This window comes from Allobosea sp. P4_H5, from assembly GCF_056400825.1.
Genome location: NZ_JBFUKM010000008.1, coordinates 280,428 through 306,117, shown reverse-complemented (window position 1 = coordinate 306,117; position 25,690 = coordinate 280,428). Strand labels below are relative to the sequence as shown.

General features: G+C 66.8%; 17 protein-coding genes. 1 reads left to right on the top strand and 16 read right to left on the bottom strand.

The window, feature by feature from the left end; translation table 11 throughout:
- The 7 genes from AC1DS0_RS18785 to AC1DS0_RS18755 form a co-directional block, all read right to left on the bottom strand.
- On the bottom strand, nt 1–3,643 hold a 3,643-nt coding region (locus AC1DS0_RS18785), incomplete at its 3' end, for an autotransporter-associated beta strand repeat-containing protein (RefSeq protein WP_476815803.1).
- 420 nt (nt 3,644–4,063) lie between these two features.
- Nucleotides 4,064–5,683: a GMC family oxidoreductase gene (locus AC1DS0_RS18780; protein WP_476815802.1), complete on the bottom strand. Its 1,620-nt coding sequence runs from the start codon at nt 5,681–5,683 to the stop codon at nt 4,064–4,066.
- Nucleotides 5,684–5,829: 146 nt separating this feature from the next.
- Complete coding sequence (locus AC1DS0_RS18775) at nt 5,830–7,461, bottom strand: ABC transporter ATP-binding protein (protein WP_476815801.1); 1,632 nt, start codon at nt 7,459–7,461, stop codon at nt 5,830–5,832.
- Nucleotides 7,458–8,288, bottom strand: a complete 831-nt coding sequence (locus tag AC1DS0_RS18770) for an ABC transporter permease (RefSeq protein ID WP_476815800.1) — start codon at nt 8,286–8,288, stop codon at nt 7,458–7,460. Before AC1DS0_RS18770 ends, AC1DS0_RS18775 begins: the two co-directional genes overlap by 4 nt.
- A gap of 3 nt (nt 8,289–8,291) precedes the next feature.
- Nucleotides 8,292–9,269 carry an ABC transporter permease gene (locus AC1DS0_RS18765; RefSeq protein ID WP_476815799.1) on the bottom strand — a complete coding sequence of 326 codons (978 nt, stop codon included), beginning with the start codon at nt 9,267–9,269 and terminating at the stop codon, nt 8,292–8,294.
- 40 nt (nt 9,270–9,309) lie between these two features.
- Complete coding sequence (locus tag AC1DS0_RS18760) at nt 9,310–10,914, bottom strand: ABC transporter substrate-binding protein (RefSeq protein WP_476815798.1); 1,605 nt, start codon at nt 10,912–10,914, stop codon at nt 9,310–9,312.
- 100 nt (nt 10,915–11,014) lie between these two features.
- Nucleotides 11,015–11,866 (bottom strand): VOC family protein, encoded by an 852-nt coding sequence (locus AC1DS0_RS18755; protein WP_476815797.1) that lies wholly within the window; start codon nt 11,864–11,866, stop codon nt 11,015–11,017.
- A 326-nt stretch (nt 11,867–12,192) separates the two neighbouring features.
- Here AC1DS0_RS18755 and AC1DS0_RS18750 point away from each other — a divergent pair, with 326 nt between their 5' ends.
- Complete coding sequence (locus tag AC1DS0_RS18750) at nt 12,193–13,521, top strand: NAD(P)/FAD-dependent oxidoreductase (protein ID WP_476815796.1); 1,329 nt, start codon at nt 12,193–12,195, stop codon at nt 13,519–13,521.
- Here the strand turns inward: AC1DS0_RS18750 and AC1DS0_RS18745 are convergent.
- From AC1DS0_RS18745 to AC1DS0_RS18705, 9 genes are all read right to left on the bottom strand, one after another.
- Nucleotides 13,518–14,348, bottom strand: a complete 831-nt coding sequence (locus AC1DS0_RS18745; RefSeq protein ID WP_476815795.1) for an inositol monophosphatase family protein — start codon at nt 14,346–14,348, stop codon at nt 13,518–13,520. The two genes, AC1DS0_RS18750 and AC1DS0_RS18745, sit on opposite strands and share 4 nt — an antisense overlap.
- A 27-nt stretch (nt 14,349–14,375) precedes the next feature.
- Complete coding sequence (locus AC1DS0_RS18740) at nt 14,376–15,218, bottom strand: endonuclease/exonuclease/phosphatase family protein (RefSeq protein ID WP_476815794.1); 843 nt, start codon at nt 15,216–15,218, stop codon at nt 14,376–14,378.
- Nucleotide 15,219: 1 nt separating this feature from the next.
- Nucleotides 15,220–16,059, bottom strand: a complete 840-nt coding sequence (locus AC1DS0_RS18735; RefSeq protein WP_476815793.1) for a carbohydrate ABC transporter permease — start codon at nt 16,057–16,059, stop codon at nt 15,220–15,222.
- A gap of 23 nt (nt 16,060–16,082) precedes the next feature.
- Nucleotides 16,083–16,961 carry a carbohydrate ABC transporter permease gene (locus AC1DS0_RS18730; RefSeq protein WP_476815792.1) on the bottom strand — a complete coding sequence of 293 codons (879 nt, stop codon included), beginning with the start codon at nt 16,959–16,961 and terminating at the stop codon, nt 16,083–16,085.
- Between the two features lie 4 nt (nt 16,962–16,965).
- Entirely contained in the window at nt 16,966–18,255 is a 1,290-nt protein-coding gene (locus AC1DS0_RS18725; protein ID WP_476815791.1) for an ABC transporter substrate-binding protein, read from the bottom strand.
- A 54-nt stretch (nt 18,256–18,309) separates the two neighbouring features.
- Nucleotides 18,310–19,350, bottom strand: a complete 1,041-nt coding sequence (locus AC1DS0_RS18720; protein WP_476815790.1) for an ABC transporter ATP-binding protein — start codon at nt 19,348–19,350, stop codon at nt 18,310–18,312.
- A gap of 221 nt (nt 19,351–19,571) precedes the next feature.
- Nucleotides 19,572–22,070 (bottom strand): DNA ligase D, encoded by a 2,499-nt coding sequence (ligD, locus tag AC1DS0_RS18715; RefSeq protein ID WP_476815789.1) that lies wholly within the window; start codon nt 22,068–22,070, stop codon nt 19,572–19,574.
- A gap of 24 nt (nt 22,071–22,094) precedes the next feature.
- On the bottom strand, nt 22,095–22,949 hold the full coding sequence (gene ku / locus AC1DS0_RS18710; protein WP_476815788.1) for a non-homologous end joining protein Ku: 855 nt from the start codon (nt 22,947–22,949) through the stop codon (nt 22,095–22,097).
- A gap of 548 nt (nt 22,950–23,497) precedes the next feature.
- On the bottom strand, nt 23,498–25,597 hold the full coding sequence (locus AC1DS0_RS18705; RefSeq protein WP_476815787.1) for a nitric oxide reductase activation protein NorD: 2,100 nt from the start codon (nt 25,595–25,597) through the stop codon (nt 23,498–23,500).
- Nucleotides 25,598–25,690 lie beyond the last annotated feature (93 nt).

The following is a 25,690-nucleotide window of genomic DNA, read 5'->3' as shown; positions in this document are numbered from 1 at the left end:
CCGTCGAGAAACGGCCGGAGACCCCGCCCGAGGCGGTCAGGATCGTGTAGTTGGTCGAGGCTGCGTAATTGCCACTCTCGGCCAGCACCTGCACCGTGCCGCCCGAGATCGTCGCCGAGCCCGACGCCACGATCCTGTCGCCCTGGCCGGCCGCGTTGATCTCGACCTGATAGGTCGAGCCACTCGCGAAGGCGACATTGCCGGAGACCGTCAACGTCCCGATCGAGTTGCCCGGCGCAACCGTCGCGCCGCTGCCGACGCTCACCGTCCCGACCGTGCCCGAGCCGCCCAGTATACCCCCATCCAGAGTCACGTTGCTGGTGATCGAGCCGTTGACGACGAGCTTGCCGGACGAGACCGTCGTGCCGCCGGTATAGGTGTTTGTCCCCGTCAGCGTCAGCGTGCCCGTGCCACGTTTGGTCAGCGTGCCCGTGCCCTCGATCACCATGGCGAGCGTTGCGCTGTCGGTGAAGTCGGCGACGATCGCGCCGTCATTGACGATCGCGCCGGCATTGAGCGTGACCGAGCCCGCCTTGCCGCCATTGCCGATATTGAGCGTGCCGAGCAAGCCGATGCCGAGATCGCCGGAGGCGATGACGAGCCCGCCGCCATCGGCGACGGTGACCGAGACCGCATCAGTCGAACCCGAGCCGCCGATCCCCAACCCGCTGCCGCCGACGATCCATTGCGAGCCGGCGCCGGTCACCAGCACGGATGCGGTCGCGCCGAAGCCGCCGACAGCAGCGCCGCCACTGCCATTCAACGTTGCGCCGCCCGAGACGGTGACCGAAGTCGGGCTGAAAGCCCCAAAGACCAGCACATTGCCGGTCGTCACCAGCGTGCCGGCACCATCGATGCGGACGGTCGAAACGACGAAGAAGGTGGCGGGACCGTTGTCGAGCTTGCTGCCCTCGCTGACCACCAGCGTGCCGCCGATGACCTGGATATCGCTACTAGCCGTCAGCGAGGCCCCCTGGTCGAGGACGAGCGTGCCAGCCTCGACCTGGATGCCGCCACCGAAGGTCAGCGCGCCGCCGCGGACGATGAAGGCGCCAGTGCTGCAGCTGCAGATGCTGAGATCGCCGCCAAGCGTACCGGTGCCGGTGACGATCTGCGTGCCGGAGCCGACGAACTCGAGCGAGCCATCGCCGAGGAAGGTACCGGAGAAGGTGGTGGTCTGGTTGGTAGTCCCGGTGATCAGCATCTCATCGACGCCGATCCGCACGAAGCCGGCCCCCGACAGCGAGCCGACAGTCGCAACGGTACCAGAACCGCCGGCCACTTCGAGCACGGCGCTTGAGGCAACCGTATAATCCGAATTCGCCGAGAAGCCTCCCGAGCTGCCAGCGATCAGGCGCCCACCGAGAACCTGCGTCTCGCCGGAATAGTCGTTGTTGCCGGTCAGGACCGTGATGCCGGCGAGCTGACGCACCGAGCCGGTGCCAGTGATCGCGGCGGAAAACCCATAGCCGACATCGGTATGGTTGAAGACGACCTTGCTCGCGCTGGTGTTCAGCGAGACGGTGTCGACGACGAGGGTGCCGGCCGCCACAGCAGCGCTGCCCTCGGCCGCGCCGATATTGATCGTGCCGCCGGCGCTGCCGCCGACGAGGCCTGCCTGCAGGATCGAGCTGGCGCCGGTGAGCTCGAACTTGCCGCCGTCCGAGAGCGTCAGCGAGCCGGCGTTGGAGTGGCCGATATAGACCTGCGTGCCGTTGCCCACCCATTGCGAGCCCGAGCCGGTGATCGTGACCGAGCTGTCGCCGCCAGCGCCGACGATGCCGACCGTGCCCCCGCCGCCGCCGGTCGTCACCGAGCCGCCATTCTCGATGCGCAGCGTGCCGGAGCCGTGCTCGCCGACCCGCATCTGGCCGAAGGTCTCCCAGCTCGAGCCGGCGCCGGTGACGATCGCGGTCGCGCCATTGCTGATATAGGCCTGCCCGCCGGCGCTGTTGCTGCCGAGCTTGCCGCCGCCCTCGATCCGTAGCGTGCCTTCGTTGACCCAGGTCCGGCCGTTATAGCCGGCCGAGCTGTCGCCGGTCAGCACGAGCGTGCCGGCGCCCTGCTTGATGAAACTGGCGCTGCCGCCGGTCGTAATCGAGCCGATGAGCGTCAGCGTCGTCCCCGTATCGGTCTCGATCCGCCCGCCGCCATTGGCGAAGGCGATGTTCCGGGCACTCGTAAACGAAGCGGTGGTCCGCAGCACGGCATCAGCACCGGTCCCGCCTCCGCCGACGATGGTCGAATTGGACAAAGTGATCGCCGTGCCGGGGCCACCGAGATTGGCATCCGATGAGACCGAGACCGTACCTTGCGAAATCTGCGTCCCGCCGGTGAAAAAATTGGTGCCGGTCAGCGTCAGCGTGCCGCTTCCGGTTTTGGCGATGCCGCCTGTGCCGAAAATCGCACCGCCCATGGTGAAATTCTGGCCAGCGGTCACCTCGACCGTGCCATAGGCGTTGAGCGTCGTCGTCCGCGCCGTGGCGAAGCTCCCTGTCACCTGCAAGGAGCCGCCGTTGAAGGTGAGTCCGCCGGAGGCATTGCCGAGATTGGCATCCTGCGAAACCGAGAGGGTGCCTCCGTTGAAGGTCGTGCCGCCGGCATAGGTGTTGGTGCCGGTCAGCGTCACCGTGCCGGCGCCCTGCTTGTCGATAGCTCCGCCGCCGCTGATGACATTGCCGACCGTGACGGCGGTCGACTGGTTGAAGACCAGCGTGCCGCTGTCGACGACGATGCCGCCGGAGAGGCCGCTGCTGGCATTGAGGAAGGTGAGCGCATTGGCGCCGCCGGTGAAATGGATCGCCGCCGCTTGGGTCGTGCCGTCGCCGGCCATGCCGCCTGCAATCGTGCCTGACATGGTGATAGTCAGGTTCGAGCCGACGATGCCTTCGCCGCCCGCCCCAGATGCCGCTGCACTGCCGCTAGGCCCGCTCGCGCCTGCCGCCCCGCCATCACCACCTCGCACCGTGCCGGTGACCGTGAGGTTCGCATTGCCGGAGGTGAAGAACAGGCCGACGCCACCGGAGCCACCGGAGCCGCCGGAGCCGTAGCCCATGCCTCCACTGGACCCAGCAGCGGCATTGCCGCCGTCGCCACCGCGACCGCCGGCGACGAGGCCCGACAGGCCACCGAGGGCGCCGCCTCCCGTGACGACGGCACCATAGCCACCTGCGCCGCCGCCGCCGCCGCCTATATTCGGCGCGCCGTTACCATAGGTACCGTTGCCGCCATTGCCGCCATCGCCACCGGGCGTGCCGCCAGCCGGAAGACCCGCACCGACCTCGCCATGAGCGCCGCCGCCGCCGCCGCTACCGGAGGTACCGAAAATATTGGAGACCCCAGCGCCGCCGGCACCGCCCGTTCCGGCACCGGCGCCACCACCGCCACCGCCGCTGGCGCCAACGCTGGTGTCGCTGCCTGCCATGCCGGAGCCACCGGGAGTGGTGGGATTATCGGCTCCGCCGGCTCCGCCCGCTGCCAAGTTTAGCCCGCCGTCCAACGCCCCGCCGCCGGCGCCGCCATTGGCCAGCGCCGGGCCGGCGAACGTCATGGCGATCAGCACGAGCGCCGTACCGACAAGCAGACGCCGCGCCAGCCGCGCGCGGCTCGGCTCCTCAGTCTCGGCAAACAGCACGGATGTCACGAAGGTCCCCCAACCAATCGCAATTATATCGCGTAGCGCTCCCGCAGCCTATGAACCGCTGTTCACATCCGTCATCGGCGGCACTCTGTTGCAGACTTGCCGCAGCGTTCGCTGCCATTGCCCCGGATCATGGCGATTGCGCGCCACGCAAAATCTCATTTCGTTCAGGAAAGCACACGCCGGGTCGATGGCGATTCCATCATGGTGCCGCGACCAAATCCCCACCCGACAACACAGAGATATTGCCCCTACGTCAAGTGCGTGCCAGCCAGCGTCGCGGGGACAACCTCCCAATCAATATTTCGACATCGACGCTCGACATGGCGGCGAGAGGTCGCCGCCACCGACCCCGCGCACCCCTTGGGCTCACGCTCGCCTTTCAGACCCTCGCGGCTTAGGCCGGCGAGGCTATCGGCGCAGCTAGCGCGAATCCTCGCGCACCATCTGCGCGCCCTTCTCGCCGATCATCATGCTCGGCGCGGCGGTATTGCCGGAGGTGATCGCCGGCATCACCGAGGCATCGATGACGCGCAGGCCCGCAACGCCGCGCAAGCGCAGGCGCTCGTCGAGCACGGCCATGGCATCGTCCTCGCGCCCCATCTTCACCGTGCCGACCGGATGGAAAATCGTGGTGCCGATCCGGCCGGCGATCTCGGCCAGCGCCTCGTCGCTCTCGTAGCCCTGCCCCGGCAGATGCTCCTGCGGCTTGAAGCGCGCCAGCGGCGGCTGCGCGACGATGCGGCGGGCGAGCCTCAGCGCGTCGACCGCGACCTGCCGGTCTTCTTCCGTCGAGAGGTAGTTCGGCGCGATCGCCGGCGCGGCGGCGGGGTCCGCCGATTTGAGGTGGACGCTGCCGCGGCTCGACGGGCGCAGGTTGCAGACGCTGGCGGTGAAGGCGCCGAACGGGTGCAGGCCGTCGCCCCATTTATCGAGCGAGAGCGGCTGGAAATGGAATTCGAGATTGGCGCTGGCGTAATGCGGGGCCGACCTGGCGAAAGCGCCCATCTGCGAGGGTGCCATGGTCAAAGGGCCGGTGCGGCGCGCCGCATATTCCAGCGCCATCAAGGGCCGGCGCCAGAGCTTGGCATAGTCGGTGTTGAGCGTGCGCACGCCCTCGACCTTGTAGATCGGCCTCAGTTGCAGATGGTCCTGCAGGTTCTCGCCGACGCCGGGGGCATGGCGGACGGTCTCGATGCCGAGCCCTTGCAGCCGCTCGCCGTCGCCGATGCCCGAGCGCTCGAGGATGGCGGGCGAGCCGACGGCACCAGCGCTGAGCAGCACCTCGCCCGAGACCCCGGCGAGATAGCGCTCACCACCACGCGTCAGCACGACGCCGGTCGTCCGCCCGTCCTCGACGACGATGCGCTCGACCATGCAGCCGAGCTCGACGCGAAGATTATCGCGGTTGAGCGCCGGCTCCAGGAAGGCGCGCGCTGCGCTGAAGCGCCGCCCGCGCTTCTGGGTGACCTGAAAGTAAGAGGAACCCTCATTGTCGCCGGTGTTGAAGTCGTCGATCTTGCGGATGCCCGCCGCCTCGGCCGCGTCGCGCACTGCATCGAGGATATCCCAGCGCACGCGCGGATGCTCGACGCGCATCTCGCCACCGGAGCGATGGAAGCGGCCATCCGGGGCGATATGATCCTCATGCTTGAGGAAGAGCGGCAGGACGTCGTCCCAGCCCCAACCGCTGAGCCCCTGCTGGCGCCAGCCATCATAGTCGGCCGCCTGGCCGCGCATGTAGATCATCGCGTTGATCGCCGAGCTGCCGCCGACGACCTTGCCGCGCGGATAGGCGAGCGAACGCCCGCCGAGCCCGGCCTCGACCTCGGTCTGGTACAGCCAGTCGGCCCGCGGATTGCCGATGGCGTAGAGATAGCCGACCGGGATGTGGAACCAGATCCAGTCGTCCTTGCCGCCGGCCTCGACGATCAGCACCTTGCGGCTTGGATCGGCCGAGAGCCGGTTGGCCAGGACACAGCCGGCCGAGCCGGCGCCGATGACGACGTAATCGAAGCTGCCGATGCTGCTCTCGCCGGCCATGGTCGCCGCCCTGCCCTGTTCGCCTGGTCTTTTGTCAGGGATAGAGTGGCGATGCGGCGCCGGCAACGCATGGCGGGCTGAATCGACCGGAAAGCGTCAGAGAACGGCGCCTAGGCCTCCGCCGATCTGCGCCTATCGTCGGCAGATCAAGCCATTGCCTCTTGAGCGAGCCCTTGCCCTTCGCCGAATTCGCGGCCCGGGATCGAGGCGAGCAACGCCTTGGTGTAGGGGTGCTGCGGCTCACCGAAGACCGTGCCGATCGGCCCGGCCTCCACCACCTCTCCGCTCTTCATCACCGCGACGAGATCGCAGACCTGCGCCGCGACGCGCAGGTCATGGGTGATGAAGACGATCGAAAGGCCGAGGCGCTGGCGCAATTCCGCCAGCAGCTTCAGCACCTGCGCCTGCACGGAGACATCGAGCGCCGAGACCGGCTCGTCGGCAACCAGCACAGCCGGCTCCAGCGCCAGCGCCCGGGCGAGGCCGATGCGCTGGCGCTGGCCGCCCGAGAATTCATGCGGATAGCGTTCGGTCGCCGCCGGGTCGAGCCCGACCAGCCCGAACAGCTCCTTGGCGCGGATCATCGCCTGAGGCCGCGCCATGCCGTGAACGATCAGCCCCTGCGCCACCGCCTCGCCGGCCTTGCGGCGCGGGTTCAGCGAGGCGAACGGGTCCTGGAACACCATCTGGATATCGCGCGTCGCCGAACGCATCTCCTCGCGGCTGAGGCTCGCGAGATCGATGCCGTTCAAGCGGATCTCTCCGCTCTCGGGATCGATCAGCCGCACGAGGCAGCGCGCCAATGTCGACTTGCCCGAACCGGATTCGCCGACGATGCCAAGCGTCGCGCCTTTGGGCAGCACCAGCGAGACATCCTTGACCGCATGGGTGACGCGCTGGCCGCGCCCGAGGAAGCCGCCGGTGCGGTAGGTCTTCGAGACATGGCCGATCGTCATGATCGGCTCGTCGGACAGCACCCGCGCTGGCGGCGCCTTGAGGGGCGGCACCGCGGCGATCAGTTGGCGGGTATAGGCGTGCTGCGGGTTGCCGAGCACGGCCTGCGTCGCGCCTTGCTCGACGACATGGCCTTTGCTCATCACCGCGACCCGGTCGGCGATCTCGGCGACGACGCCGAAATCATGGGTGATGAACAGGACGGCCGTGCCCTTGCGGCGCTGCAGGTCGCGGATGAGCTTGAGGATCTGTGCCTGGGTGGTCACGTCGAGCGCCGTGGTTGGCTCGTCGGCGATCAGCACCTTGGGATCGAGCGCCAGCGCCATCGCGATCATGGCGCGCTGGCGCTGGCCGCCCGAAAGCTCGTGCGGATAGGCCTTGAAGGCGAGCGCCGGATCGGGAATGCGCACTTCCTCGAGCAAAGCGAGCGTGCGGGCCTTGATCTCGGCCGCCGACAATTCGGTATGCAGCTCGAACATCTCACCGATCTGGTCGCCGATGCTGCGCAGCGGGTTCAGCGCCGTCATCGGCTCCTGGAAGATCATCGCGATACCGGCGCCGCGCACTTTGCGCATCTCGGCTTCGCCCAGCCCGCAGAGGTCGCGCCCCTCGAACAGGATGCGGCCGCCGTCGATGGTGACGCCGCCGGGCAGGAGCCGCATGATCGCATTGGCCGTCATCGACTTGCCGGAGCCGGATTCGCCGACGACGCAGAGGATCTCGTTCGCCGCCAGCGAGAGCGAGACCTTTTCCATGGCGTGCGAGCGGTCGCCGCCGGCCGGCAGCTTCACGCTGACATCGTCGAGGACGAGGATCGGGCTCATCGGCTCTTCAGCCTCGGATTGAGAGCATCGTTGAGCCCCTGCCCGACCAGCGAGACGGCGAGCACGGTGACGAGGATGGCGATGCCGGGAATGGCCGAGACATACCATTGCACACGCAGCACGTCGCGGCCGGCGCCGATCAGATTGCCCCAGGACGCGACGTTCGGGTCGGAGAGCTTGAGGAAGGCCAGCGCGCTTTCGAGCAGGATCGCGATCGCCATTACGACGCTGGCATAGACGATCACCGGCGGCAGCGCGTTCGGCAGGATCTCGCCGAAGATCAACTTGATGTCCTTGAGGCCGAGCGTCCGGCCCGCCTGCACGAATTCGCGATTGCGCAGCGAGAGAAACTCGGCCCGCGTCAGCCGGGCCGAGGCCGGCCAGGAGACGATGCCGATCGCGATGGTCACGGTGGTGATGGTCGAGCCGAAGACGGCGACGAGCACCAGCAGCAGCAGGAAGTTCGGCAGGGTCTGGAAGGCCTCGGTGACGCGCATCAGCGCGGTGTCCACCCAGCTGCCGTAATAGCCGGCAAGGGCGCCGATGGTGATGCCGATCATGACCGAGATCACCGTCGCGACACCGCCGATCAGGAGCGAGATGCGCGCGCCATGGAAGATCTGCGCGGCGATGTCGCGGCCGGAATTGTCGGTGCCGAGCAGGAAGCGCGGATTGCTGAACGGCCAGATCAGCGGCCGCCCGGCGAGCGCCAGCGGATCGCGCGGATAGAGAAAGTCGGCGCTCGCAGCCATGGCGAGCACGAGGATGAGCAGCACGAGGCCGATGACGGCGGCCGGGCTGCGAACATAGAGCTTCACCAGGTCCATGGCTCAGCTCCCCGCTGTGATGCGCGGATCAAGCCGGGCATAGAGCAGGTCGACGATGAAATTGACCGCGATCACCAGCAGCGCAGAGACGAAGACAATGCCGAGCAGCGTGTTGAGGTCGCGCTGGATCACCGATTCATAGGCGAGGCGCCCGAGCCCCGGCAGGGAGAACACGCTTTCGACCACGACCGAGCCGCCGAGCATGGTACCGGCCTGCAGGCCGATCAGCGTTACCATCGGCAGCAGCGCGTTGCGCAACACATGCCGCACCACGACGCGGGTCTCGTCCATGCCCTTCGAGCGCGCGGTGCGGACGAAATCGAGGTTCAGTACCTCGAGCATCGAGCCGCGCATGATGCGGAGGTAAATCGCCATGTAGAACAGGCCGAGCGTCAGCGTCGGCAGGACGAGGTGCAGGGCGATGTCGAGCGTTCGCCGCAGGCCGGTATTGCTGACAGTGATGTCCTCGAAACCGCCGGCCGGGAGCCATTGCAGGTAGATCGAGAAGACGACGATCGCCATCAGCCCGAACCAGAAGGTCGGCATCGCATAGAACATCAGGCCGAAGGTCGAGATCAGCGTGTCCGGCCATTTGTTGACGCCGCGCGCCGCGACGACGCCGAGGATCAGCCCGAAGAAGAAGGCGAAGGAGAGCGAGGCGGTCATCAAGAGGATGGTCGCCGGCAGCCGCTCGGCAATCACCGTCGCCACCGGCTTGCCGTAGATCGCGGAGAAGCCGAGATCGAGCCGGACCAGCCGCCAGAGATAATTGCCGAGCTGGGCCCAGATCGAGAGGTCGAGCCCGTAGAATTCGCGCAGCTGCTTGGCGGTCGTGGCATCGCCGCCGCCCATCTGCGCCATCAACGCATCGACGGTGTCGCCGGGCGCGAGCTGCAGCAGCAGAAAGACCCCGATCAGGATCAGGAACAGGGTCGGGATCGAGGCGGCAAGACGCCGCCCCGCGAGACTTAGAACACGCATGGCAACTGGCCGTATTGGGCTGACAACGTAGGCGAGAGCGTCACTCCGCCAACCAAAGATCGTGCCAGGAGGACGAGCCCCAGCGCGGCGTGTTGGAGTGGTTGCGGGCCTTGGCGCTGATCGCGGTCAGGAAGATCTGCTCGATCGGCGTCCAGATCGGCAGCTCGGTGTTGGCGCGCCGCACGAAGTCGCCGTAGAGCGCCTTGCGCTTGGCCGCATCGACCTCCGTCGCGGCGTCGTCGATGATCTTGTCCATGGTCGGGTCGGTCCAGTCCCACTGATTGGTCCAGGGCGCGCCCTTGGGCTGGCCCGACCGGTACCACACCGTGGTCGAGACGGCCGGGTCGTTGCGGTACTGGTGCCAGCCGGTGGCGAGATCGAAGGCGTGGTCGTCATAGACCTGTTTCAGGAAGCCGCCGCCATCGGTGCGGACGATATCGACCTTGATGCCGACATCGGCGAGCGACTGCTGGATGAAGGTGGCGAACAGCGAAACGTCCTCACCCCAGGGCGCCGGCAGCAGCCGCAGCGAGAAGCGCGTTCCCCCAGTGCCGGGCTTGAAGCCGGCTTCGTCGAGCAGCTTGGCGGCCAGCTTCTTGTCGAACGGATACTGCGGGCCGTTGTCGGCCGGGTAGAAATCGGTCGAAACCGAGGGAACCGGCCCGGTGCCGCGCTTGGCGAAGTCGCCGAGGAAGTTCTCGATGAAGAAGGGGATGTCGAGCGCATGCGCAATGGCGCGCCGGACGCGGATGTCGGCGAGCTCCTTGCGGCGGAAATTGAACTCGACCGTATTGGTGCGGGCATTGCCCTCATTGCCCTTGGTCGAGACGATGAAGCGCGGATCCTTGCCAAGACGGGCCGAGTCCGAGATCGTCAGGCCGGAGAACGGGCTGTAATGGATCTGCCCGGCTTCCATCTGGGCGGCGGCCGCGGCGCGATCGGTCACCACGCGCCAGACGATCCGGTCGAGATAGGGCGCATTGGCGCGCCAGTAATTCGGATTGCGCTCGGCGATGACGTGCTGGCCGCGCTCGTACTGGACGAACTTGAACGGCCCGGTGCCGACCGGCGCCAGATTGACCGGGTTCTGCCGGATGTCGCCCTTGCCCTCGTAGAGATGGCGCGGCGAGATATAGCCGAGGTCCGGCAGTGCGCGCAGCAAGAGGTTGAGCGGCATCGGGCGCTCATAGCGGAACACCGCCGTCAGCGGGTCGGGCGTATCGACCGCGGTGAGGAAGAGCTGCAGCGTGGTGCCGTAATTCAGGATCTTCTTCCACATCTCCATCGCCGTGAACTGAACGTCGGCGGAGGTGAAAGGCTTGCCGTCATGCCAGGTCACGCCGGGGCGGAGCTTGAAGGTGATGGTCTTGCCGTCGGGCGCGGCTTCCCAGCTCTCGGCGAGCACGCCGACGGGCTGGCCCTTGGCGTCGAGATCGACCAGTTGCTCCTGGATCTTGCCGCCGATGATGTAGACGCCGGTCGAAGCCTGCAGGCTCGGGTTCAGCTGGCGCTGCTCGGCGCCGTAATGGACGGTGAAGACGCCGCCCTTGCGCGGCGTTTCCTGGGCGAAAGAGCGCATCGGGAACAGCACGCTGGAGGCGATGGCGGCGCTGGTCTTCAGCGCGGCGCGGCGGGTCATATCCATGGATGGTCTCCTGGGGGCCGGCGTGCAGGCTCGGCACGATGCGGGCGTCACAAGGCCTCGTCAATGCGACGAGGCCGCTCTCGGAAGCGGGAAAACCGCACTATTGCGGCAGGAAGCTCACAATCAGGCCATTGGCGGAGGCGGCGGGGACGCTGAGCGCCGCGCCATCGCGGACGCCGACAGGGCCGAGCGCCTTGGCGGCGCCATCGAGATCGGAACTCGCCAGCACGATCGCTACCGCGCCGGCGGGGGCTGCGCCGGCCCGCACTGCTTCGGGATAGCGCCGGGCGAGGCCGGCCGCATCGTAGAACAGGAAATCGGCGCGCCTGCCGCCGGAGGGCACCAGCCAGCCATCGTCCTGCTGCGTCACCGGCTCGTCGATCAGCCGGCTGAGATGCTCGGCCGCGGCCTTCGGATCATCGGCGAGCACCTCGACGCGGATGATCCGGCTCGCACCATTGGCATGGCTCTGCAGCTCGGGGATCCAGACGGTGTCGCGGGTCAGATGCTGGCAGGCGAAGATGCGCAGGCTGCCTGGGTTCTCGTCGAGTGGCCAGCGGAAGACGTTGAACCTGGCCTCTCCCTTGCCGCCACTGGGCAGGTCGACCGGACGGCCGAAATGGACCGGGCCGAGCGGCTCGAGACCGCGGCTCTTGAGCTCGGCCGCGCCGGCAGCCGCGTCATCGGTGGTGAAGGCGGCCCGCTCGATGCCCTCGCGCTCTTTGAGGAAGTCGCGGGTCGGCTGGTTGTGCTCGGTCTCGGCGAGGATGCCGAGCAGCTCGACATAATCGTCGCCGAACATGATCGTGTAGTTGCCGCTGCCGAGAATGGGCGAATGCGTGCCGCGCGGCGAGACGGTGAAGCCGAGGTTCTGCCACTGCCGGGCCGAGGCGTCGAGATCGCGAACCGTCACCACGACATGGTCGAGACCGAGAATGTGCTTGAGCGGCATGACGCCCCCTTGTGACCAGAACTCAACGGAAGGGAGAGTTCATCCGAACGGAAGTTAGGGCGCAACCGTTTCGGGATGACGATTCCAGCAGCCCCCGCTGCGCCGGAGACATAGCGTCGGGAGAATAGTCTTTTCAAGGAGACGAGCGGAGAAGCCAAAATTTGGTAGAATCAGTTCGTTTCAGCCAAGAAATATAGAAAACTGTTCTCTCTCGGATGAACGACTGGGAATAGCCTGCTTGCAGCTCGGCGGACATGGCGGCAAGGATAAGGCTGGCCCGCCACGCGGGTCCTCACTCATTCATGCCCAGCCGAAAGACGCCGCCGATGACTGCCCCCTCCCCCGTCACCTGGCCGCCCTCGCTCTGGGCTGCGACGGCTCAGCCCGGCCCCATGCTCGGGACGCTTGAAGGCGCAATCGAGAGCGATGTCGTGGTCATCGGCGCTGGCTTCACCGGCCTGTCGACCGCGATCCATCTGCGCGAGAGCGGGGTCGGCGTAACAATCCTTGAGGCGGCCGAACCGGGTTGGGGCGCCTCCGGGCGCAACAATGGCCAGGTCATCCCGACTTTGGCCGGTCACGATCCCTCCGCCATGACTGCCCGCCATGGCGAGGCCGGCGAGCGCTTCAACGCCGTGCTGCGCGATGCCGCGCAATATCTCTTCAACCTCGTGCGGAAATACGAGATCCCGGCCGAGGCCGAGCAGGCTGGCTGGGTCCAGCCGGTGCATTCGCCCGGCCGCTTCAAGCTCGCCGAGAAACGCGTCCGGGAATGGTCGGCGATCGGCGCACCAGTCGAGCTGCTCGATCGCGCGGCGACGGCCGAGATGCTCGGCTCGGATGCCTGGTTCGGCGGCTTCTGGAATCGCACCGGCGGTCATATCAACCCGCTCGCCTTGACCCGGGGCCTTGCCGAGGTCGCGCTCAGGCTCGGTGCAACCATCCATGCGCGCTCGCCGGCCGTGAGCATGACGCATCAGAACGGCCGCTGGGTGGTGACGACGGCCAAGGGGTCGGTGACCGCACGCGCGCTCGTGCTGGCGACGAACGCCTATACCGGCGAGTTCGAGCGCGGCCTCGCGCCGGAGATCGCCAATGAGGTGATCCCCGTCCTGTCCTGGCAGATGGCGACCAAGCCTGTCAGCGACAACATCGCCAAGACCGTCATCCCTGGCCGGCAGGCGATGTCGGACACGCATCGCGAACTCTATTTCGCCCGCTGGGATGCCCGCAACCGCCTGGTTACCGGCGGCGCCGCGATCCTGCCGGGAGCTGGTGGGGCCAATCTGCGCCCGACGGTCGCGGCGCGGCTGAAGCGCCTCTGGCCACAGCTCGGCGAGGTCGAGTTCGACTATGTCTGGTCCGGCTATGTCGGGATGACCCCCGACAATCTGCTGCAGCCGCAGGTGCCGGGCTATCCGCGCATCCACCAGCTCGGGCCGAACGGTTTTGGCTGGGTCGGCTGCAATGGCCGCGCCGTCGCATTGTCGATCTCGCTCGGCCGCGAGCTGGCCAAGGCGACGCAGGGGGTGGCGATCGAGACGCTGGGCCTGCCGCTTTCGACGCCGAAGCCGCAGCCCTTCCAGGGCCTGATCCGCCGCATCGCGCCGCTGGCCCTGCCGCTCTACCGCAGGCTGGACGCGCAGGAGGTCTAGGCGGTCTCGCCCAGCAGGATCGCGCGGATCTCCTGCCAGCTCTGCGCATCGGGCGCGCAGAGCAGCCCCAGCGTCGGCTGCGCCGGCCGGTAGAGCTGGCCGTCCAGCATGCGGACATGGCCGCCGGCCTCGGCATGGATCAGCGAGCCCGGCGCGTGATCCCAGGGGTTGAGCCGGCCATAGAGCAGGAAATGGCCGTTGCCGGCGGCGGCGAGCCGGTATTCATGGCCGCAGCAGCGCAGCGAGCAGACATTGGCGAAGGCCGGCGTGCGCCCTGGCAGCGTGCTGCGCAGCGGCTCCGGGAAATACTGCCAGCTCATCATCCCGGTCATCTCGCGCGGGGCGGCCGCCTGCGCCACCCGCAGGTCACGGCTGGTGCCGTCGCCGGCGAGCCAGGCGCCTTCGCCGCGCAACGCCATGGCGCTGTCGGCGACGACGGGATCGTGGATCACCGCAGCGACGACCTCGCCCTTGACCAGCGCCGCCGCCATCACCGCAAAAAGCGGCAGGTCCGAGGCGTAGTTCAGCGTGCCGTCGATCGGATCGATGACGAAGGCGAGCTCGGCATCGCCAAGCCGCTCGATCAGCGCAGGATCGGCAGCGGCAGCTTCCTCGCCGATCAGCACCGCGCCCGGAAAGGCGCGGGCGAGCTCGGCGCTGATGAAGCGCTCCGCCGCCTCGTCGGCCTCGGTGACCAGATCGGTCGCCGAGCGCTTCTCGCGGATCTCGCCCTCGCCGAGATTGCGGAAGCGCGGCATGACCTCGCGCCGGCCCGCTTCGGCGAGGATTCCGGCGAGCCTCTCATGGTCCTGGCGGGTGAAGATCATCGTGGTCCAGTCGGCAAGGGGGATGAGTTAGCCGAGGTCGAACTCGACGAGGATCGGCTGGTGGTCGGAAACCTTGGTCTCGATATCGCAGGTGATGGTGCGGGCTCGCGCCGCGAGATCGGGCGTCGCCAGCACATAGTCGAGGCAGCCCGCCTGGCCATAGGTCTGGTCGAACAGGTTGGCGGTCGGCGGATGCGGAACCTCGCCCTTCACCGCGGCCCAGAGGTCGACCAAGGGCGGCTCGCCGCCGTCGAAGGGCGCCAGCAAGCGCGCTAGCACGGGATCGTCAGGCCGCATGTTGAAGTCGCCGGTCAGCACCGCGCTCGCCGAGCTCGGCGTCATCCGGTAGGTGTGCGGCCCGGCCGAGCGCGGCTTGGCGTGGCGGGCCAGTGCCATGCGGTGGGCCTCGCGGATGCCCTCGACCTGCGCGGCGCGCAGCTCCGAGGCCGAGTATTCGAGATGCGTCGTCATCAGCCTCACCGGGCCGAGCGGCGTCAGCGCCATCGCTTCGATCAGCATGCGCGGCATGTTGCGGGTCTCCGCCGCCTCCCAGGGCAGGAGATGGCGCAGCGCCTGCGCGACCGGATAGCGCGTCAGCAGGAGGTTGCCGAAGCGCTGGCGGCCGCCCTTGCCGTCAGCGACATCGACGCCGATGCCCTCGATCGCGGTGAAGCCCGGCAGCAATTCTGAGAAGCGGGCGAACTGGTCGGTCTCGTCGTTGAAGTCGAGCTCGGGGAAGTTGTCGGCGACCTCCTGCAGGCAGAGCACGTCGAAATCCGCCATCTGCCGGGCATGGGCGACGACGCGCGCCGGATCGACGCGGTCGTCCATGCCGCGGGCCCATTGGATGTTCCAGGTGATCAGCTTCATCTCACTTGATTCCCGCGCGCATGAAACTCTGCACGAACTGGCGCTGGAACAGCAGGAAGCCGACCAGCAACGGCGCCGAGGTCATCAGCGTCGCGGCGCAGATTACTGCCCAGTCGATGCCCTGGTCGCTCGACGAGAACACCTGGAGACCGACTGTCAGCGGCCGCGACTCGACCGAATTGGTGACCAGCAGCGGCCAGAGGAAGTTGTTCCAGTGATAGCTCACCGAGACCAGCCCGTAGGCGATATAGGTCGGCTTGGCGAGCGGCACATAGACCTTCATCAGCACCTGCAACGGACTTGCGCCCTCGACGCGGGCGGCATCGTCGAGCTCCTTCGGCACGGTCTTGAAGGTCTGCCGCAGCAGGAAGATGCCGAAGGCCGAGGCGATATAGGGCAAGGCGATCGCCGGGATCGTGTCGATCAGGTTGACCCTGGCGAGGGTGCGGTAGTTCTCGACGATCAGCGCGTCCGGCATGATCATCAACTGCGCCAGGATCAGCGCGAAGGCGATGTCCCTCCCCCAGAAATCCTGCCGCGCCAGCGCATAGGCGGCGAGCGTCCCCAGAACGAGCTGGAAGGCGAGGATCATGGTGACGAGGATGAAGGTGTTGAGGAAATAGCGCGCGAAGGGTGCGGCCGCCCAGGCGCGGGTGAAGTTGTCCAGCGTGAGAGGTGCGGTCAGCTCAAAACGGGTGGTGTACTCGGCCGGGTGGATCGCGGCCCAGACCGCATAGGCCAGGGGCAGCACCCAGATCAAAGCGAGCAGGATCGCCCCCAGGGATTCGAGCGTCAGCGCCAGGCCTTTCGGCGCGTAAGGGTCGGGACGGGTTGCGGCCATCGGCTGCGGTCGAGGCGCAGCGCTCATTGATAATGCGTCCTGCGTTCGAGCCAGCCATACTGGACGAAGGCGACGAGCGCGAGCAGCGCCAGCAAGACGCAGGTCAAGGCCGCCGCATAGGCGGTGTCCCAGAAGCTGAAGCCGACCTGGTAGATGTAGAACAAGAGCAGCGTCGTCGCGTTGTCCGGGCCGCCGCGCGTCATCACGAAGATATGGTCGACCATGCGGAAGGCGTTGATCACCGCATTGATCAGCACGAACAGTGTCGTCGGCATCAGCAGCGGAAACTGGACGCGCCGGAAGAAGGTCCAGCGCGAGGCGCCCTCGATCGCTGCCGCCTCGCCCAGGCTGGGCGGGATCGCCTGCAGCGCCGCGAGATAGAAGATCATGAAGAAGCCGGCTTCCTTCCAGATCGCGACGATGGTGACGGCGTAGAGCGCCGTATCCTGCGAACCCAGCCAGTTGGTCGAGCGCCCGCCGAAGGCGCCGACGATCTGCTCGAGCAGGCCATATTGCGGGGTGAAGAAGAACAGCCAGATGTTGGCGACCGCGATCATCGGCAGGATGGTCGGGGTGAAATAGGCCATCCGGACCAGAGTGCGGCCGGCGATCCTGTCGTTGACCCAGACCGCCATCAGCAAGGCCAGCGCGATCGAGGTCGGGATCGTGCCCATGGCGAACCAGAGATTGTTCGCCATCGCCTTCCAGAAGATCGGGTCGGCCAGCATCTGCTCGTAATTGTCGAGCCCGACGAAGCGCGCCGGACGGCGCGCCCGCGGGGTCGACATGAAGCTGTCGATGAGGCTCGCGACCGCAGGCCAGTGCGTGAACAGGGCCAGGCACGCCATCGCCGGCAGCAGCAGCAGCCAGCCATGAACGGTAGCGGTCGCGCGGCTATTCATCGGCTCAGCGATAGGACTTCAGGATGCGCTCGGCTTCCGCCTGGGCGTCGGCCATGGCCGGGCCCGGCTGCTTGGTGCCGGTCAAGGCCGCCTGAAGGCCGTCGTTCAGCGCCTTGGTGACGCGCTGGTTCTCATGGGTCGAGAGCTCGGCGACGGCGGTCGGCAGCTGGTCGCGGGCGACGAGGGCCTGCGGGAAGTCGGCAACGTACTTCTTCATCGCCTCGGTTTCGTAGGCCGCCGGCGTCACCGCGACATAGCCGGTATCGGCGCTCCACTGCGCGGCGCGCTCCGGCGCGGTGATCCAGCGCACGAACTTGAATGCCGCTTCCTGCTCGGCCGGACTCGCCTTCTTGGAGAGGTAGAAATTGCCGCCGCCGGTCGGGCTGCCGGGCTTCTTGCCGGCGGGGAGGACGGCGACGCCGAAGGGGAACTTGGCGTTGGTGCGGACATTGGTCAGGTTGCCGGTGGTGGTCCACATCATCGCGACCTTCTTCTCGAAGAAGTCGCGCGGGGTGGTGCCCCATTCGACGATGCCGGGCGGATGGACCTTGTGCTTCTGCGCCAGGTCGACCCAGTACTGCAGCGCCTCGACGACGCCGGGATTGGCGTAGTCGGTCTTGTCGCCGGCCGCATTCGCGAGGATGGCGCCGGCCTGCGTCGTCAGCCCCTGGAAGAGCCAGTAGGGGAAGCCGGAGGACGGGATCTGGATGCCCCACTGGCTGGTGTTGCCGGCGGCGTCGCGCTTGGTCAGCTTCTGCGCGAATTCAAGCTGCTCGGCCCAGGTCTTCGGCGGCTTCTCGGGATCGAGGCCAGCTTCCTTGAACAGCTCCTTGTTCCAGTAGAGCACCACCGTGGAGCGCTGGAACGGGATGCCCCAGGTTTTGCCTCCGGTCTGGCTGTTCGCCATGAAGCCGGGGAAGAAGTTGGAGAGCCACTTCCTGTCGTCCTCGGTCTTGATGAAGGGATCGAAGGGAACGATCGCTTCCTCGTCGATCAGCGTGAACATGTCGGTCGAGAGCAGCACCGAGAGCACCGGCGGCGTGCCGCTCTTGTGCGCGGTCAGCGCCTTGACGATCGTCTCCTGATAGGTGCCGGCATAGATCGGCTTGACCTTGATGGTCGGGTTTTCCTTCTCGAAGCCGGCGGCATAGGCGTCGATCAGCTTGGTGATCGGCCCGCCCACGGCGACCGGGTAGAAGAAGGACAACTCGGCCGATTGGGCGAGAGCGGGCCTCGCCATGGCGAGCGAACCAGCCACCGCCGCCGTACCGCCCAGAAATTCGCGCCTGTCCATAGTCGTGCTCTCCCCTTGGTTGCGGCGCTTGAGCGCCTGGTTGTTCAGGCATCGTCAGTCGAGGACGAGCCTCTGCTCGGTCTTCAGGTCGAACCAGTGCACCGCCGATTGCGACAGGCTGATATGCACCCGGTCGCCTGCCGCAGCACGGATTTTCCCGGGCCGGCGCACGATGAAGGGCTGGCCCTCGATCCGGGTCTCGACCAGCGTGTCGGCGCCGAGATATTCGACGGCCACGACGTCGGCAGCGATGCCGGTCTCGGTGAGTTCGGTCATTTCAGGGCGGATGCCGACAGCGAGCGAGCCCGGCTCGGCATAGGATGGCGGCGCGAGCCCGTCTCCGCCCGCCGCCAGGATGGATGCGAGCGGAATGACGTTCATCGGCGGCGTGCCGACGAAGCGCGCGACGAAGATCGTCGCCGGGTTCTCGTAGAGCTGGTCGGGCGGTGCATCCTGCTCGATCCGGCCGTTGCGCATCAGCACGACCTGGTCGGCCATCGTCATCGCCTCGACCTGGTCATGCGTGACATAGACCATGGTGATGCCGAGGCGCTGCTGCAGCTCGCGGATTTCGCGGCGCATCTCGACGCGCAGCTGGGCGTCGAGATTGGAGAGCGGCTCGTCCATCAGGCAGACCGGCGCCTCGGCGACGATGGCACGGCCGAGCGCGACGCGCTGCTGCTGGCCGCCGGAGAGCTGCGAAGGCTTGCGCTCGAGCAGGCCGGTGAGCCCGAGGATCGAGGCGGCACGCTTGAGCCGCTCGTCGCGCTCGGCGCGCGAGACTTTCCGCACCTTCAGCCCGAACAGGATGTTCTCGGCGACAGAGAGATGCGGGAACAGCGCATAGTTCTGGAACACCATGGCAATGCCGCGCTGCGAGGGCGCAGCGCCGGTCACGTCGCGCCCGCCGATTGCTATGGTGCCGCCACTGCTGTCCTCCAGCCCCGCGATCAGCCGAAGCGTGGTCGACTTGCCGCAGCCGGACGGGCCGAGCAGCGCGACGAGGTCGCCGCCCTTGACCGTGAAGCTGATGTCGTCGACCGCGGCCGCGCCGCCCCAGTGCTTCGAAACGGCCTTGAGATCTACCGAAACCATGCGCGACCCGGCCATCCCCAGCGCCATCGTGAGCCGGCGCAGAAAACTGCCCTCGCCGGCTACGATCAAGCGGTGAGATTGATGCTAAAATTCGAGCAGAGACAAGAGTGACCCCGCCGCATTGCGCAAGCTCCTGTGCGAACTGCAGCAAAGCCGTCGCATTCTCGGAGCACCGATCCACGCCGGCGCCGATCATCGGCGGGTATGAGCCCGCCGGCGCGCTACGGCTTGCGTAGAGGCCGGGCGTCCTTGCCGAAATCGGCCCAGACGTCGTCCAGCTTGCGGTCGACGAGATCGATCGCCTTGAAGCCATCCGGCTCGACCGTCCCGAGCGCGTCCCATGGGATCGGCATCGCCACGGCGGCGCCCGGACGGGCGCGCGTCGAATAGGGCGCGATCGCGGTAGCGCCGCGGCCATTGCGCAGATAGTCGATGAAGATCCGGCCCTTCCGTGCCTTTTTCGACAGGGTCGCGGTGAAGCGCTTGGGTTCTGCCTGCTCCATCGCCTTGGCGAAGTCGCGGGCGAAGGTCTTGACCTCGGCCCAGTCCGCCTTCGGCTTCAGCGGAACGACGACGTGGAAGCCCTTGCCGCCCGAAGCCTTGAGGAGGGCGTCGAAGCCCAGTTCGCCAAGGCGCTCGCGCACGGCGAGCGTCGCGCTGCGCAGCTCCGCAAGCCCGATCCCCGGATCTGGATCCATGTCGAAGATGACCTGGTCCGGCGTCTCGATCGCCGCCATGGTCGCGCCCCAGACATGGATTTCGACGGTGCCGAGCTGGACCAGCGCGGCAAGCCCGTCGAAGTCGCGGATGAAGAGAAGCTCCTCGCCGTCACTGTCGCGGCGGGTCGAGATCGCTTCGTGCATGCCGGGCGGAGCGTGCTTCTGGAAGAATTTCTGCCCTTCGATGCCGTCCGGCGCCCGCAGCAGGCTGAGCGGCCGCTCCAGCACGAAGGGCTTCATCAGCGGCCAGACATGAGCGTAGTAGTCGAGCAGGCCCTGCTTGGTCAGGCCGGACTCCGGCCAGAGCCGCTTGTCGGGATTGCTGAGCGTCACGGTCGTCATTGCGGCTCGCCGGGGGCTCCCCTTCCCTTTCGCTGCGGCTCTGGTCGGGCGTTCGCCGCCCTGCTCCGCCGCCTGCCACTCACCATGCACCTGCGGCGCCGGCTTGTCTTCGCGCAGGCCAAGGAAGGAGGCATGGCGCAGCGTCTTTAATGCGGTCCAGGCGCGGAACTCGATCTCGGCCACCAGCTTCGGCTCGACCCAGACGATACCGCGCTCGCGCGCGGCTGCGCCCGTAAAGGGAGACGTCTTCGCCTCCAGCCGGTCGAGCTTCGCCTTCAGCGCCCTCGCCGACTTCTGCGTGAAGCCGGTCCCGACCCGCCCGGCCGGCCTGATCACGCCGTTCTCGTAGTAGCCCATGACCAGCGAGCGCAGGGTTCGACCCGCGGCCGCCGACGGCACATAGCCGGCGATAACCAGCTCCTGCCGCTGGGTGCATTTCGACTTGATCCAGCTGCGGCCCCGGCCGCTGCGATAGGGCGCGTCGCGGCGCTTGGAGACGACGCCCTCCAGGCCGATGCGGCAGGCATGGCGCAGCATCGCCGCGCCCGGCTCGACGAAATGCTCGCTGAAGCGCAGAGGCCCCTCCTCCGGAGCCTGCTGCAGCAAGGCCTCCAGCCGCTCCTTGCGCGCAAACAACGGCTCGTCGCGCAGGTCCTCGCCGTCGAGATGGAGCAGGTCGAAGGCATAGAAGACGAGTTGCTCGACCGTACCTTCGGACAAGGCAGTCTGCAGGGCCGAGAACGATGAGCCGGTCTCTGACAGCGCCACGACCTCGCCATCGATCAGCGCGGCTTCGCAAGGCAGTTCTGCGACGCTCGCGAGCAGCGTGCGGCCGAAACGCTCGGACCAGTCGAGCCCCGAGCGCGTCAGCAGCGTGACCTTGCCGTCGGCTAGGCGCGCCTGCAGGCGATAGCCGTCGAACTTGACCTCGTGCAACCAGGCCTCGCCCTCGGGCGGGCGGCTTTCCAGGGTTGCCAGACAAGGCTCGACAAAGGCTGGCATCTCGGCGCCCGCGTGGCGGGAAGGCTTTGCCCGCTTGCTCCGTGCCGACAGTTTCGGCGCCGCCCTGGCCTTGCGGCTCGCCTCGGCGCTGACGACCTGTTCGACGCCAAGGCCGGATTTGACCGAGTCCGGCGCCGTTTCGAGGATGTCCTCATCGCTGCGGGCGGCCGCGTCGTCGACCTTGATCAGCAGCCAGTTGTCGCGCTTTTCGCCGTAGCGCGGCTTCATCCTGACAAGGTGCCAGCGCCCCGTCAGCTTGTGGCCCTCCAGGTCGAAGATCAGATGGCCCTTCTTCATGCCGGCGGCGGGATCGCCTTCCGGCAGCCACTTGCCCTCGTCCCAGACGATCACCGAGCCGGCCCCGTATTGCCCGGCCGGAATCGTGCCCTCGAAGGCGCCGTATTCGAGCGGGTGATCCTCTACATGCACCGCCAGGCGCTTCTCCTCGGGATCGAGGCTTGGCCCACGCGTCACCGCCCAGGACCAGAGCACGCCATCATGTTCAAGTCTGAGATCGTAGTGCAAACGGCGCGCCGCATGCTTGTGCACGACGAAAGCTCCGCCTCTGTCGATGGGTTTCCGCCCGGCCTTGTCGCCCTTCGGCTCGCGGGTCCGGCTGAAGTCGCGCTTGGCGCGGTAGAGATCGAGACTGGACATCGAACGCTCCCGGCCGATGACGGATCAGGCGCTCTTCTTGGCCTTGCCCGCCGCTTTCGCGGCAGGTTTGCGAGGCTTGCGCGGTGGCGAGGAGGCGTTCTCCTCGCCAGCGAGGCTCTTCTTCAAGGCATCGAACAGGTTGACGACATTGGCCGGCGGCTCGGCCGCCCGAACCACGGGCGGCTTGCGGCCCTTCTGCTTGGCCCGGATCAGCTCCAGCAGCGCCTCCTCATAGCGATCCTCGAAGCCGGACGGATCGAAGGCCGCCTGCTTTTTGTCGATGATATGGGTGGCGAGCGAGACCAGCTCGTCATCGAGCGTCTTCCTGGACAGGCCTTCGAAGACCTCCTCCGGCTTGCGCACCGTCTTGTCGTAGCGCAGCGTCGTCAGCAGCAGGCCCTTGTCGAAGGGCTCGATCATCACCGGCCGCTCCCGGCGGTAGAGCACGATGCGGGCGATCCCAGCCTTCTTCTCCTTCGCCATCGCCTGGCGAATGACGGCGAAGGCCTCCTCGGAGACCTCGTCCGCCGGCGTCACGTAATAGGGCGTGTCGAAATAGATCGGTGGGATGTCGGCGCGGTCGACGAAGGATTCGATCGAGAGCGTGTGCGAGGATTCGACCTGGACGGAATCGATCTCGTCCTCCTCGACGAGCAGGTATTCGTCATCCCCGATCTCGTAGCCCTTGACCTCGTCCTCGTCGGCGACAGGCTTGCCGGTGACGCTGTCGATATATTGACGCCGGACGGTGTTGCCGGTCTTGCGGTTGATGACGCGAAAGGAAACCTTCTCGCTGCGGTCCATCGCGCCGGTCAGCTCGATGGCGCAGGAGACGAGCGAGAGCTTGAGATAGCCCTTCCAGGCCGGACGCGGAGCCATGACGGCGCCTCTTCGTTCGTTGCTTCGGCGGGCGCGCTCGCCCGCCGAGACGAACGTCGGCCCCAGGCCGAAGGTTCCCCGAACTCCGACGCCCGCCCTCGTCTGCTCGGAACAATCCCGCCGGGCCACCGCGTTCTATCGCCCCTGCGCCAGGTCCCGGATCTGGCGCAGAATCGAGGACGAAGGTCTCGCAAGCCTGCGTACGAGTCACGTCTCCGAGCTGGCGCAGAATCGAGGACGGAGTGCACGGTGGTGAAGCTGCGGCGCGCCCGGAACTCCGCCTCCCAGCGGTTGCCCGAGATCTGCAAGGCCTTGCCGGTCATGGCCCCTAGCGGACTCTCTGGCGGTCCGCTCTTAGGCAATCTGGCTAATAATATGATCGCCTTGTCGGCCTTCTAGTTTCGGCTTCCAACGATATTCAGTTTCAAGCGACTGTCTGACGATGCAGCTTAGAAAGCGCAATCGTTACTCATGTTGCATCGACGTCGATCCCAAGTTGGTTCTCGCGCAAGATGACCAGTCTCAGCGATTTATCACGCATGATCCCGCTATACCGCCAACCGCAGCAGCAAGCCTGGTAACTTTTCGGGCAAGGTCTCGATCGACTTCAATTGAACGCAATTCCGGCGCCTGAAAATGCGGGGCGCGTAGGATTCGGCGTCCGAATCGAGGACGATGGAGAACACGTCGATCCCATCGTTGCGCAGACCGTGGACGGCCGTGCGCGCATCCTCGACCAGATAGCGGCGGTCGTCGACATCGATGTCATGCGGCTCGCCATCGGTGATGATCAGGAGAAGCCGGCGATAGCTCAGCTGCCGTTTCAGGTCCTTGCCGGCATGTCTAATCACCGCTCCCAGCCGCGTGGAATGGTGACTTTGCAAGCCCGCCAGCCGGCCCTCGGCCGCCGTATCATAGCGGCCCGCGAAATCCTTGATCCGCTGATAGCCGATATTGTCGCGTGTGTTTGAGGAGAATGCCGCAAGCGCGAAAGGATCGCCAAGTTCGGTCATCGCCTTCGCCAGCATGGCCACGGAAAGGCGTTCCGTCTCCAGCACCGTCTCGCTGCGACCGCTGACGCGTTCTCCGGTGGAGGCGGAGGCATCGATGAGCACGAGAACGGCGAGATCGCGATGGCGGCGCTCATAGCGCCCGTAGAGACGATCCTCCGGCATTTGGCCGGAACGTCGTGCGATCACCGCCTCGATCGCCGCGTCCATGTCGAGGAATTCGCCTTCCGCTTGCCGGCGAACCCGCTGCTGGCGGCTGACTTTCGAAGACCTGATGATGGCGGTCAGGCGGTTGGCGAGATCGGCGCGTTGCTCGATGGCGCGATGCAGCGGGGCAGGCGATGCCATGGGAACGGCCGGCTCATGGACCGTGCACCAGTCCGGTCGTTCGCGCCCGGTCACATAGTCGAATTCCGGATAGCGCGCGACGGCCACATCCTCGCTTGCCTCGACCATGGCTGCGCGGCCGCTCGGATCGCCGGAAATGGTGTCGGGCTCGGGACGGCCGTCGTCGCTATCGCGTTGCTCGAGGCGCGCTCCCTCGGCAGGCGCCTGCATCTCGTAGGGAACCTCGGGATTCTCATCGCCGAAATCCCAAATTCCCATGCCGTCGTCGCGATAGGCCGGCTGCACGACATAGCTCTTGGCGTCGAACTGCAGGCGCATCTGGCCGATGTCATTGCCCAGCAGCCCACTGATATGGCGGCTGAGCTCCTGGGAGCCGATGTCGACTGCGGCAGCCTCCTCGAAGAGTATCCGACCCTTGCTCACCCAGCCATGCGGGTCCTCATATGACGGATCGAGCAGAGCCCGCGCCAACCGCGCCATCAGCATGATCGCAACCGGTGCGCCCTCAGGGCGCGCCACATGGAAGCCCCGCCAAAGGGCGAACAGCCCCGGCATCTCACGCATGGCCAGCCGCTCGACCCGCGCATCCTCGATCAACGAAACCAGCGCGAGCTGCAACGGCTTCAGGCCCGTGGCCAAGAACTTCCTGCTGGTAAAGCAGTGATGCGCGCCGATATGGGCGAGCGTCGCGCGATGAAGCTGTTTCTGATCGCTCGCCGGAAAACCGGCATAGGATGGCGGCAGACGGATGCCGCCCCCGCCGAAGCCGGCGCGGCGGCGCATCGCTTCGGGAGCATCGCCCGGTGTTTCCGCGATCGGCGGCGAGATGCCCCAAAGTGCGCGGAGATAGGGCTTCAGCCCGGGCAGCAATTCCGGCAACGAAGCGGATGGGTGCTGCCGTTCGAGCAGTTGGCGCACTTCCGGGCTCTGCAGCGCAAAAAAGGCCAGCCGGCGAGCGTCATCGCGGCCGAGATCGAGCCCCATGCGCGCAAAGACCGCAAGGCCTTCGAAACCGAGTATGTCGAGAACCTGCGAGCCGTTTTGCAGGAAGGCACTCAGGACCTTCGGCGCACGCTTGGCGATGTCGTCGATCAGCTCGAGCCACGATCCGAGCTCGGATGGATGACGAGCCGCCTCAGCGGCATGCAGGGCCGCATCGATCAGCAGACAGGCTGCCCGGCGGCCAGAACGAATTGTGACGAGCGACACGGATTCGCCAAGCCGGATCGCCTCGGCCGGCCCCGTTCTTGCCGCGACGATCGGCCCGGCGCTGCGATAGGCGCCGGCCACGAGTTCGCCATAGCCGGCGTGGTCGATGCGCGCATGGGCCGCGCTCCAGCGGTCCTGCCATTCGGCCGGAAACGCTTGAACCGTCTCCTTTCG

Bases quoted from the DNA above. Each gene is read 5' to 3' on its own strand.
- AC1DS0_RS18780 (WP_476815802.1), bottom strand. From the start codon at position 5,683: ATGGCCGGCGAGAGCAGCATCGGCAGCTTCGATTACGTCGTCATCGGC.
- ku (WP_476815788.1), bottom strand. From the start codon at position 22,949: ATGGCTCCGCGTCCGGCCTGGAAGGGCTATCTCAAGCTCTCGCTCGTC.
- ligD (WP_476815789.1), bottom strand. From the start codon at position 22,070: ATGTCCAGTCTCGATCTCTACCGCGCCAAGCGCGACTTCAGCCGGACC.
- AC1DS0_RS18760 (WP_476815798.1), bottom strand. From the start codon at position 10,914: ATGGATATGACCCGCCGCGCCGCGCTGAAGACCAGCGCCGCCATCGCC.
- AC1DS0_RS18775 (WP_476815801.1), bottom strand. From the start codon at position 7,461: ATGAGCCCGATCCTCGTCCTCGACGATGTCAGCGTGAAGCTGCCGGCC.
- AC1DS0_RS18740 (WP_476815794.1), bottom strand. From the start codon at position 15,218: ATGAAGCTGATCACCTGGAACATCCAATGGGCCCGCGGCATGGACGAC.
- AC1DS0_RS18720 (WP_476815790.1), bottom strand. From the start codon at position 19,350: ATGGTTTCGGTAGATCTCAAGGCCGTTTCGAAGCACTGGGGCGGCGCG.
- AC1DS0_RS18730 (WP_476815792.1), bottom strand. From the start codon at position 16,961: ATGAATAGCCGCGCGACCGCTACCGTTCATGGCTGGCTGCTGCTGCTG.
- AC1DS0_RS18770 (WP_476815800.1), bottom strand. From the start codon at position 8,288: ATGGACCTGGTGAAGCTCTATGTTCGCAGCCCGGCCGCCGTCATCGGC.
- AC1DS0_RS18750 (WP_476815796.1), top strand. From the start codon at position 12,193: ATGACTGCCCCCTCCCCCGTCACCTGGCCGCCCTCGCTCTGGGCTGCG.
- AC1DS0_RS18745 (WP_476815795.1), bottom strand. From the start codon at position 14,348: ATGATCTTCACCCGCCAGGACCATGAGAGGCTCGCCGGAATCCTCGCC.
- AC1DS0_RS18755 (WP_476815797.1), bottom strand. From the start codon at position 11,866: ATGCCGCTCAAGCACATTCTCGGTCTCGACCATGTCGTGGTGACGGTT.
- AC1DS0_RS18725 (WP_476815791.1), bottom strand. From the start codon at position 18,255: ATGGACAGGCGCGAATTTCTGGGCGGTACGGCGGCGGTGGCTGGTTCG.
- AC1DS0_RS18735 (WP_476815793.1), bottom strand. From the start codon at position 16,059: ATGGCCGCAACCCGTCCCGACCCTTACGCGCCGAAAGGCCTGGCGCTG.
- AC1DS0_RS18765 (WP_476815799.1), bottom strand. From the start codon at position 9,269: ATGCGTGTTCTAAGTCTCGCGGGGCGGCGTCTTGCCGCCTCGATCCCG.